The organism is Endothiovibrio diazotrophicus (genome assembly GCF_054657215.1).
The window spans coordinates 64,860-75,878 of record NZ_BAAHXB010000015.1; the positions used below are offsets into that span (position 1 = coordinate 64,860).

Below are 11,019 nucleotides of genomic sequence, written 5' to 3' on the forward strand. Positions count from 1 at the left end.
CGAACCATGAATCGCACTCTGCACATGGTGGTCCGCCTACGCCGTTGGGTAATCCCGACCGGTGGCGCCCGCCCGTGCCTGGAGTGTCGACGAGCCGTTTGAAGCGCAATCAGAAAAAACGACTCTTCACCGAAAAGGCCGCGGGCAACCCCCGCGGCCTTTTCTTTTTCCGGGAGCCCGACCGGCTCCCGATGCGGGCGACGATAGGAGGGAATGGCGATGTCCGTGCCGGCGGCGTACCTGGCGGTGGTGGCGATCTGGACCACCACTCCGTTGGCGATCAAGTGGAGCGGCGAGGGGGTGGGTTTCCTCTTCGGCGTTACCGCGCGCATGTCCGTGGGGTTGGCGATCTGCCTGCTGGCGATGGCGCTGTGGCGTCTGCCGCTGCCGTGGCACCGCCAGGCGCGCCGCGCCTATCTCGCCGCCGGCATGGGGATCTTCGGGGCGATGACCGTCACCTATTGGGGGGCGCAGTTCCTGCCCTCGGGCTGGATCTCGGTGATCTTCGGCTTGACGCCGATCGTCACCGGACTGGCGGCGGCGGTGTGGCTGGGGGAGCGCGCCTTCACTCCGTTGAAGAGTCTCGGCATGGTGCTCGGTTTCGGCGGGCTGCCGGTGATCTTCGCCGGTCAGGGGGTGGGGGAGGACGCGCTGCTCGGCGGTGGGGCGATCCTCTGTGCGACGCTGATCCACTCGACCAGTTCGGTGTGGGTGAAGCGGCTCGGCGCCGGGGTGCCGGCGCTCGCCCAGACCGGTGGCGGGTTGCTGGTGGCCACCCCGCTCTTTCTGTTCACCTACGCGCTGTTCGGTGACGGCGTGCCGGCGGTGATGCCGGAGCGCAGCGTGGCGGCGATCCTCTATCTGGGGTCGGTGGGCTCGGTGCTCGGCTTCGTCATGTACTTCTACGTGCTGGCGCGGGTGGAGGCGAGCCGGGTGGCGTTGATCACCCTGATCACCCCGGTGCTGGCGCTGCTGCTGGGGAGCGCGCTCAATGGCGAGGTGATCTCGGAGCGGGTGTGGACGGGCAGTGTGATGATCCTTTTCGGGCTGGCGCTCTATACCTTCGATTCACGCCGCCAACCGGTAGAATGCGCATCCGAGGCGTAGGAGTCGGGTCGCACGAAGGGGCGCCGTATCTTCGTAGGTCGCCGCTACCGCGGCGACGAAACGGAGGCAGCGGGGTGTGGTTGGCGGGAATCTTTCCGAACGAGCCGAGCCGCTCGGACGGTTTCGTCAGCAAATCAGGCAGAGGTGCCTCCGTTCGCGTCGGCGCAGTAGCGCCGACCTACGGGCACCGTGGAGATGACGGTGGATCAACCGGCAATCGATTTCGATCGGGAACACATCTGGCATCCGTATGCGGCGATGCCGCCGGCGGTCGCTCCGTTCATAGTGGAGTCCGCCGAGGGCGTGCGCTTGCGGCTGGCCGATGGGCGTGAGCTGATCGACGGGATGAGCTCGTGGTGGTCGGCGATCCACGGCTACAACCACCCGCGGCTCAACGGTGCCATCGAGCGGCAACTGCGGAAGATGGCCCACGTCATGTTCGGCGGGCTGACCCACGGGCCGGCCATCGAGCTGGCGCGTCAACTGGTCGAGATCACCCCCGAGCCGCTGGAGCGGGTCTTCCTCGCCGACTCCGGTTCGGTCTCGGTGGAGGTGGCGATCAAGATGGCGATCCAGTATTGGCACGCCGCCGGTCGCCCACGAAAGCAGCGCCTGCTCACCGTGCGCAACGGTTACCACGGCGACACCTTCGGCGCGATGGCGGTGTGCGATCCGGTCAACGGTATGCATTCGCTGTTCAGCGGGGTGCTGCCACAGCACCTCTTCGCCGAGGCGCCGGAGCCGTTGGGACGGGAGTCGGGCAAGGAACGGGATCTGGCCGACATGGAGCGGTTGCTCGATGCCCATCGCGATGAACTCGCCGCGGTGATCCTCGAACCGGTGGTGCAGGGGGCGGGCGGGATGCGCTTCTATCGTGCGGACTATCTGCGGGAGCTGCGCCGGCTGTGCGACCGCTTCGAGGCGTTGCTGATCTTCGACGAGATCGCCACCGGTTTCGGCCGTAGCGGCGAGCTGTTCGCCGCCGACCACGCGGGGGTGGCGCCGGACATCATGACCCTGGGCAAGGCGCTCACCGGCGGCTACATGACGCTCGCTGCGACCCTGGCGACCGTCAGGGTGGCCGAGACCATCTCATCGGGCGCTCCGGGACTGTTCATGCACGGGCCCACCTTCATGGGCAATCCGCTCGCCTGCGCGGTGGCGGGGGAGAGTATCCGGCTGCTGCTGGAAGGGGATTGGCGCGGCGACGTGGCGCGGATAGAATCCGCCCTCCGCGAGGGGTTGAGCGGACTGGCGTCGCTGCCGCAGGTGGCCGACGTGCGGGTGCTGGGGGCGATCGGCGTGGTGGAGATGCGCCGGCCGGTGGAGATGGCGTGGATCCAGCCCCGCTTCGTCGAGGAGGGGGTGTGGGTGCGCCCTTTCGGCCGACTGGTCTACGTGATGCCGCCCTACGTGATGGACGACGCCGACCTCGCCGCGCTCACCGCTGCGATTCGCACGGTGGTAAGGGCAACCAATACCCAATGACAACCGGTGGTTTACGTCGGTTGGGTTGAGCGCAGCGAAGCCCGACGGGCGGTTGGAATGCCTCGGACGTCCGCCTTTTCCCACGATCCCTTGCGGTCCTTCCCGTCGCCTGTTGGGCTTCGCTGCGCTCAACCCAACCTACGACACCCGAATTCCCATCAACGCTGGAGTCTGAATCCGTGACCGAACTGCACTTTCTTGCGCTGCCCAACGCCTCCATGGAGGAGGCCGATCTGGTGATCCTGCCGGTGCCGTGGGGTGGCTCCGTCTCCTACAAGGGGGGCGCGGAGGAGGGACCGGCGGCGATCCTGGAGGCGAGCGAACAGCTGGAGTTTTACGACGAGGATCTGCGCTGGTCGCCGACCCGCCACCTGGAGCTGCGGGTGGAGGCCCCGCTGGTGCCTAAGAAGAAGGAGAAGGCGAAGAAGTACATGCAGCGGCTGGAGGAGGCGGCGGCCGAGGTGCCGGCGGAGAAGATGTTCATCGCCCTGGGAGGCGATCACTCGGTGACCCCTTCGCTGGTGCGGGCGCGCATGCCGGAACTCGGCACGGTCGTCCACCTGGATGCCCATGCCGACCTGCGCGGGCGTTATGAGGGGAGTCGCTACAGCCACGCCACCCCGATGTACCACCTCCATGAGGAGGGGCACCGCATCCTTCAGGCGGGCATCCGCTCGATCTTCGAGGGCGAGGCGGCGCTGATCGAGTCGTCCGATCGTATCGCCTGCTTCACCGACCGGATGATCCACCGCGGTGACGGCTGGCCGCGCTTCCTCGACCAGGTGCGCGGGCTCAGCGGCCCGGTCTACCTGTCCATCGACGTGGACGCTTTCGACCCGGCGCTGATCGGTGGCACTGGCACCCCGCAGCCGGGGGGACTCACCTGGCACCACGGGCTGGATCTGCTGGAGGTGCTGTTCGCCAATCCGAACATCGACCTGCGCGGGGCGGACATCGTCGAGCTGATCCCCGAGCCGAGCCGGGTCTCCGACATGACCGCCGCCAAGCTGTTGCAGAAGATCCTCTCCCGCTGGGCGAAGGCGCGCGGCTTCGACCAGCGTCCGGAGAACGGCGCGCAGACCCGTATCGATTATGACTGAACACGGTTCATTTTCGGCGTCGGGAGGGATAACGCGGAGGACGCAAAGACGCAGAGAACGCAAAGAAGAAAAACCGATTGGATCTCTTCTCTGCGTCTTTGCGCTCTCTGCGTTGCCCTTCCGCCGTTGTAAATAGAAGATCGTAGGTCGGCGCTACTGCGCCGACGTGAACGGAAGCAGCGGGCTTACGGCCATCACATTCATTCCGGATGGGGCGTCCCGTTCGGCAAGCAAGGCGGGCGACGGAAGCGCGGTGCCCCCGTTCGCGTCGGCGCGGTAGCGCCGACCTACTCCTCCAGGCGCAGCACGATCGCCGCCAGCGGCGGCAGGGTGAGCACCACCGAGTGGTCGCGGCCCATCCACGGCTTCTCTTCGCTCACCACCACGTCGTTGCCGGTGTTGCTGCCCGCGTAATACTCGGAGTCGGAGTTGAGCACTTCGCGGTAGGTGCCGGCGGCGGGGACGCCGATGCGGTAGTCGCGGCGCGGCTCCGGGGTGAAGTTGAGCACCACCACCAGGAAGTGGTCGTCGTCGCGGCGCAGGAAGGAGAGGGTGGATTGGCTGGAGTCGTGGCAGTCGATCCACTCGAAGCCGTCCCACTCGAATTCGCGTCCGTGCAGCGCGCGCTCGCCGCGATAGAGCTGGTTGAGGTCGCGCACCAGTGCCTGTACGCCGCTCTGGTAGGGGTAGGCCAGCAGGTCCCAGTCGAGGGCCTCGTCGAAGTTCCACTCCCGCCCCTGGCCGAATTCACAGCCCATGAACAGCAGCTTCTTGCCGGGATGGAGGAACTGGTAGCAGTAGAGCAGCCGCAGGTTGGCGAACTTCTGCCAGGCGTCCCCGGGCATCTTGTCGAGCATCGAGCCCTTGCCGTGGACCACCTCGTCGTGGCTGAACGGGAGCATGAAGTTCTCGGTGAAGGCGTAGAGCATCGAGAAGGTGAGCCAGTCGTGGTGGTAGGCGCGGAACACCGGCTCCTTGTGGAAGTACTCCAGGGTGTCGTTCATCCACCCCATGTTCCACTTCATCGAGAAGCCCAGTCCGCCGACGTAGGTGGGGCGGGTCACCTGCGGCCAGGAAGTGGACTCCTCGGCGACGATCAGCGCGCCGGGGTATTCGCCGTGGGCGACGTGGTTGAGCTCGCGCAGGAATTCGATCGCCTCGAGGTTCTCGCGACCGCCGTACTTGTTGGGGATCCACTCGCCGTCGTTGCGCGAGTAGTCCAGGTAGAGCATCGAGGCCACCGCGTCGACCCGCAGGCCGTCGATGTGGAACTCCTCCAGCCAGTACAGCGCGTTGGAGAGGAGGAAGTTCTTCACCTCGTTGCGGCCGTAGTTGAAGATCAGCGTCGACCAGTCGCGGTGTTCGCCCTGGCGCGGGTCTTCGTGCTCGTAGAGCGCGGTGCCGTCGAAGCGGGCCAGCCCATGGGCGTCCTTCGGGAAGTGGGCCGGCACCCAGTCGAGGAACACGCCGATGCCGTGCTTGTGGCAGTGGTCGACGAAGTAGCGGAAGTCGTCGGGGGCGCCGTGGCGGCTGGTGGGGGCGTAGTAGCCGAGGCACTGGTAACCCCAGGAGGCGTCCAGGGGGTGCTCGGAGACCGGCAGCAGCTCGATGTGGGTGAAGCCGAGATCGGTGACATGGGCCACCAGTTGGTGGGCCAGTTCGCGGTAGTTGAGGAAGCCGCCGTCGCGCGTTCGGCGCCAGGAGCCGAGGTGGACCTCGTAGATCGACATCGGCGCGTGCAGCCAATCGGCGTGCTCGCGCTGTTGCAGCCACTCCCCGTCGGCCCACGGGTAGCGGCTGCCTTCGGTGGTGATGCTGGCGGTGCCGGGGCGCATCTCGTAGCGCTGGCCGTAGGGGTCGGACTTGAGGAAGACCGCGCCGCTGTCGCGGTTGCGGATCTCGAACTTGTACTGCACCCCCGCGCCGACGCCGGGGATGAACAGCTCCCACACCCCGCTGGCGCCGCGCACCCGCATCGGGTGGGCGCGGCCGTCCCAGCGGTTGAAGTCGCCGACCACGCTGATCCGCTCGGCGGCCGGCGCCCATACCGCGAAGCGCATCCCGTCGACCCCGTCGGCGCTGTGGGGGTGGGCGCCGAGGAAGCGGTAGGCGTGCCAGTGGCGCCCCTCGCCGAACAGATGGAGGTCCAGGTCGCCTAGCTGGAGGGGGAAACAGTAGGGGTCGTGGCGTTCGTGCCGTTGGCCGTCGTCCTCGCGCCACTGGAGGCGGTAGCGCGCGTCGATGCCGTCCGCCGGGCCGCTCCATTCGAAGAGATCGGTGCCGGGGATGCGCGCCAACTGCGGGCCGTCCACCACCATCACCTCCTCGGCATGGGGCAGGTGGGCGCGGATCCGTATCCGCCCGTCGCCGATCGAATGACGGCCCAGGACCTCGAAGGGGTCGTGGTGGCGGGCTTCAACGATGCGCAGCAGCTCGGGGGAGAGGGTTTCGGACTTTTTCATGGCCTCACTCGGTTCGGTTGGTCGCCGCAGCCGGCGGAGGGGTGTCGCGGGCGGGAAAGAGCGACGAAGATACCAGTAACCCCTGGCGGAGGCACGCGCCAATTCCGCGGGAAACCTCCTTGAAATATTCGCTCCTGTGGATTGGTGCTACCATTACCGGAATTTGCCGAAGCGTTCGGATTTTGGGCTTCGGTTTACGTTGTCTATTGCGATTAGGGGGCATTCATGAATGGCAACAACAGCCCGCGTTTCGTCAGTCGCCTGACCCGCGATACGCTGGCCCTGATTCTCGCCGGTGGGCGCGGCAGCCGGTTGCAAGACCTCACCAACTGGCGCGCCAAGCCTGCGGTGCCCTTCGGCGGCAAGTTCCGTATCATCGATTTCCCGCTCTCCAACTGCATCAATTCCGGCATCCGCCGGGTCGGTGTGGTCACCCAGTACAAGGCCCACTCGTTGATCCAGCATGTGCAGAAGGGCTGGGGCTTCCTGCGCGGAGAGTTCAACGAATTCGTCGAGCTGCTGCCGGCGCAGCAGCGGGTGAAGGAGGAGTGGTACGCCGGCACCGCGGATGCGATCCATCAGAACCTCGACATCATCCGCGCCCACGATCCGGAGTACGTGCTGATCCTCGCCGGCGACCACATCTACAAGATGGACTACGGTCCGATGATCGCTCACCACGTGGAGCACGGGGCGGACCTCACCGTCGGCTGCATTGAGGTGCCGATCGAGGAAGCCAAGGCGTTCGGCGTGATGGCGGTCAACGAGCGCAACCGGGTGGTCTCCTTCGTCGAGAAGCCGAGCGAGCCGCCGCCGATGCCGGGACGCGACGACGTGGCGCTCGCCTCCATGGGCATCTACGTCTTCAACACCCGCTTCCTCGCCCAGCAGCTGGTGGAGGATGCAGCCAATCCCGACTCCGCCCACGACTTCGGCAAGAACGTCATCCCCAGGGTGATCGACAACTACCGGGTGATCGCCTACCCGTTCCGCGACGTGCAGAGCGGTCGCCAGGCCTACTGGCGCGACGTCGGTACGGTGGATGCCTTCTGGCTCGCCAACCTGGAGCTGGTCGACGTCACCCCGCCGCTCAATCTCTACGACGAGGAGTGGCACATCTGGACCTACCAGGAGCAACTGCCGCCGGCCAAGTTCATCTTCGACGACGACGAGCGGCGCGGCATGGCGGTGGACTCCATGGTCTCCGGTGGCTGCGTCATCTCCGGGGCCTATCTGCGCCATTCGCTGCTCTTCTCCGACGTCAAGGTGAGCTCTTACTCCCACATCGAGGACTCCGTGATCCTGCCGCAGGTGAAGGTGGGGCGGAACTGCACGATCAAGAAGGCGGTGGTCGACAAGGGGTGTGACATCCCGCCCGATACCGAGATCGGCGTCGATCTGGCCAAGGACGCCGAGCGGTATCACGTCACCCCCGGCGGGGTGGTGCTGGTGACCCCCGAGATGGTCAATTTGAGGCCCTGATGGTGGTGAGTGGAGCGAAACGCCTGCGGGTGGTGCTCTATTGGCACATGCACCAGCCTTTCTACAAGGATGCCGAGGACGGTACCTACCATCTGCCGTGGACCTATCTCCACGCCATCAAGGACTACGTCGACATGGCCGCCCATCTGGAGGCGGCCCCCGATGGGGCCTGTGCGGTGGTCAATTTCGCCCCCACGCTGCTGGAGCAGATCGACGACTACGCCGATCAGGTGGCCGCCCATCTGGAACGTGGTGAGCCGATTGCAGACCCCCTGCTCGCCGCCTTGCACGGCGGGAGCTTCACGGAGGATCCGGCTGCTCGGCTGGAGCTGGTGCGCAACTGCCTGCGCGCCAACGAGGAGCGGTTGATCAACCGCTTCCCCCACTACCGCCGGCTGGTCGAGCTGGCCAACTGGGCGGCTGAGCGCGACGGCATGGCGCGCTATCTCAACGATCAGTACCTCGCCGATCTGGTGGTGTGGTACCACCTCGCCTGGCTCGGCGAGAGCGTGCGCCGCGTCGACTCCCGGGTGAAGCGGCTGATGGACAAGGGGGTGGACTACTCCCTGGAGGAGCGGCGGCTGCTGGTGCAGGTGATCGGCGAGCTGCTCTCCGGGGTGATCGAGCGCTACCGGCTGCTGGCGCTGGCCGGCAAGGCGGAACTCTCGGTTACCCCCTACGCCCACCCCATCGCGCCGTTGCTGCTCGACATCGACAGCGCCCGCCAGGCCATGCCCCATGCCGAGTTGCCGCGGGTCCAGTACCCCGGCGGCGAGGAGCGCACCCAGTGGCACATCCGTGAGGGGATCGCGGTGTTCCGCCGCCACTTCGGCTTCGATCCCAAGGGCTGCTGGCCGGCGGAAGGGAGCGTCAGCGACGCCTCCCTGCGTGCGCTGGAGAAGGGCGGGTTCCACTGGGCCGCCAGCGGGGAAGGGGTGTTGCGCAACAGCCTGGCCGCTGCCGGCGGGGCCCCTTCCCGTGGTGTTTGCGGTGACGGTTTGTTTCACCCCTATGTGTTGGAGGGGGGGGAGCTCGCCTGTTTCTTCCGCGACGACGGTCTCTCCGATCTGATCGGTTTCACCTACGCCAGTTGGCACGCCGACGACGCGGTGAGCGACTTCATCGGCCATCTGGAGAACATTGCGGCGGCCTGCCACGAGGAGCGGGACAGCGTGGTCTCGGTGATCCTTGACGGCGAGAACGCCTGGGAGTACTACCCGGAGAACGGTTACTATTTCCTCTCCGCGCTCTACCGGCGGTTGGCGGAGCACCCCTCCATCGAGCTGACCACCTTCTCCGCCTGTCTCGACGCGCCCGACTGTGGCTGCCGGAGGACGATCCCCCACCTGGTGGCCGGCAGCTGGGTCTACGGCACCTTCTCCACCTGGATCGGCGAACGTGACAAGAACCTCGGTTGGGAGATGCTGATCGAGGCCAAACGGGCCTTCGACGAAGCGGTGGCCGCGGGGCTCTCCGGCGAGGCGTTGGCGGCGGCCGAACACCAGCTTGCCATCTGCGAGGGTTCCGACTGGTTCTGGTGGTTCGGCGACTACAACCCGGCCGATGCGGTGAAGGACTTCGAGGGGCTCTACCGCAGCCATCTGCGCACCCTCTATCGGATGATCGAGGTCGAGCCTCCCGCGGCGCTGTTCGAGAGCTTCACCCACGGCGGCACCGACTTTGTCGCCGCCGGCGGCGTGATGCGCCAGGGCAAGCCCAGCTGACCTGCCCCGCCAATTGATTGGATTAAACGCAAAGGCGCAAAGGCGCGAAGAACGCAAAGGGGGGTGGAGTGAAGTTATCTCTTTGTGCCCTTTGCGCCTTTGCGTCTTTGCGTTGGATGTTCTTCTATGCACCATCACGAGTTGACCCTCGATCGCCGGCGGGCCGGCGTACTGCTCCACCCCACCTCGCTTCCGGGCGGCGTCGAAAGCGGCGATCTCGGGCCTGATGCCTACCGTTTCGTCGATTTTCTCGCCGCCGCCGGCATCACGGTCTGGCAGATGTTGCCGATCGGCCCCACCCACGAGGACGGCTCGCCCTATCAATGTCTCTCGGTTCACGCCGGCGCCCCACAGTTGGTGAGCATCCGGCTGCTCTGTGACTGGGGCTGGCTGGAGCCGTGTGGTCCACCCGCCGACGGTGATGCGGCCACCCATCGCCTGCTTCGTTTGCGGGATGCGCGCCACCGCTTCGAGAAGGGGGCGAGTCCACAGGATCGCGATGCCTACCATCGTTTCATCCTCGAGCACGCCTATTGGCTCGCCGATTTCGCCCTCTACAGCGCGCTGCGCCGCGATCAGGGCAACCGCCCCTGGTGGCAGTGGGAGACCGCGCTACGCGACCGTCGGCCGGGGACGCTGGAGCAGGCCGGCGAGCGGCTCGCCGAAGAGGTGGAGCAGGTGCGTTTCGAGCAGTTCCTGTTCCACCGCCAGTGGATGGCGCTGAAACACTACGCCAATGAGCGCGGTGTACTGCTGTTCGGCGATCTGCCGATCTTCGTCGCTCACGACTCCTCCGACGTCTGGGCTCACCCCGAGTACTTCTCCCTCGACGAGCGGGGGCACCCCACGGTGATTGCCGGTGTTCCCCCCGACTATTTTTCCGCGACCGGCCAGCGTTGGGGCAACCCGCTCTATCGCTGGGAGGTGATGGAGCAGGACGATTTCCACTGGTGGCGACAGCGTATCCATACCCAGCGAGGGCTTTTCGATCTGGTGCGCATCGACCACTTCCGCGGTTTCCAGGCCTACTGGGAGATTCCCGCCCATGAGGAGACGGCGATCAACGGCCGATGGGTGGAGGCGCCGGGGAAGGCGCTTTTTCAGGTGCTCCACCGCGAATTCCAGCCGCTGCCGTTCGTCGCCGAGGATCTGGGGCTGATCACCGAAGAGGTCCACGCCTTGCGTCGCCGTTTTCATCTGCCGGGAATGAAGATCCTTCACTTCGCTTTCGGCGATGGCCCGAACAACCCCTATTTGCCGCACCACCACGAGCTCAACAGCGTGGTCTATACCGGTACCCATGACAACAACACCACCATCGGCTGGTACCGCGAGCTACCCCCGGAAGTCCAGCAGCGGGTGCGCGAATATCTCGGTTTTCCCGCCGATCTGATGCCGTGGCCGCTGATCCGTGCCGCCTTCGGCTCGATCGCCTGCCTGGCGGTGGTGCCGATGCAGGATCTGCTGGAGCTGGACGGCGAGCATCGGATGAACACGCCCGGCACCTCCGAAGGCAACTGGAGCTGGCGTTTCGACTGGGAGCAGTTCCCCGACGGGCTGGCTGAAAGAGTGCGCCACCTGGTGTGGCTCTATGGGCGCGAGCAGTCCTAGGAGCCTGTCGGACTATGGGGGATCGAGCCGTGGGAGTGGGAGGAC

General features: G+C 66.1%; 7 protein-coding genes. 6 read left to right on the top strand and 1 reads right to left on the bottom strand.

Features of this window, described 5'->3' with window-relative positions; genetic code table 11:
* Nucleotides 1-213: 213 nt before the first annotated feature.
* The 3 genes from ACYQ2W_RS06435 to speB all read left to right on the top strand — a co-directional run bounded on the left by ACYQ2W_RS06435 (nt 214) and on the right by speB (nt 3,695).
* Complete coding sequence (locus ACYQ2W_RS06435) at nt 214-1,107, top strand: DMT family transporter (RefSeq protein ID WP_459864416.1); 894 nt, start codon at nt 214-216, stop codon at nt 1,105-1,107.
* A 195-nt stretch (nt 1,108-1,302) separates the two neighbouring features.
* Complete coding sequence (gene bioA, locus ACYQ2W_RS06440) at nt 1,303-2,595, top strand: adenosylmethionine--8-amino-7-oxononanoate transaminase (RefSeq protein ID WP_459864418.1); 1,293 nt, start codon at nt 1,303-1,305, stop codon at nt 2,593-2,595.
* A 179-nt stretch (nt 2,596-2,774) separates the two neighbouring features.
* The gene (gene speB / locus ACYQ2W_RS06445) at nt 2,775-3,695 is read left to right on the top strand and encodes an agmatinase (RefSeq protein ID WP_459864420.1); all 921 of its coding nucleotides are present in this window, start codon (nt 2,775-2,777) and stop codon (nt 3,693-3,695) included.
* Between the two features lie 287 nt (nt 3,696-3,982).
* Here speB and glgB read toward each other — a convergent pair whose 3' ends face one another.
* Nucleotides 3,983-6,157 (bottom strand): 1,4-alpha-glucan branching protein GlgB, encoded by a 2,175-nt coding sequence (glgB, locus tag ACYQ2W_RS06450; RefSeq protein WP_459864422.1) that lies wholly within the window; start codon nt 6,155-6,157, stop codon nt 3,983-3,985.
* A gap of 225 nt (nt 6,158-6,382) precedes the next feature.
* Between glgB and glgC the strand changes: the two genes are divergently transcribed.
* The 3 genes from glgC (at nt 6,383) to malQ (ending at nt 10,974) form a co-directional block, all read left to right on the top strand.
* Nucleotides 6,383-7,639, top strand: a complete 1,257-nt coding sequence (glgC, locus tag ACYQ2W_RS06455; protein WP_459864424.1) for a glucose-1-phosphate adenylyltransferase — start codon at nt 6,383-6,385, stop codon at nt 7,637-7,639.
* Nucleotides 7,639-9,363 (top strand): glycoside hydrolase family 57 protein, encoded by a 1,725-nt coding sequence (locus ACYQ2W_RS06460; protein WP_459864426.1) that lies wholly within the window; start codon nt 7,639-7,641, stop codon nt 9,361-9,363. Before glgC ends, ACYQ2W_RS06460 begins: the two co-directional genes overlap by 1 nt.
* Before the next feature lie 126 nt (nt 9,364-9,489).
* Nucleotides 9,490-10,974, top strand: coding sequence for a 4-alpha-glucanotransferase (malQ, locus tag ACYQ2W_RS06465; protein WP_459864428.1), 1,485 nt, complete (start codon nt 9,490-9,492; stop codon nt 10,972-10,974).
* The last annotated feature ends 45 nt before the right edge of the window (nt 10,975-11,019 follow it).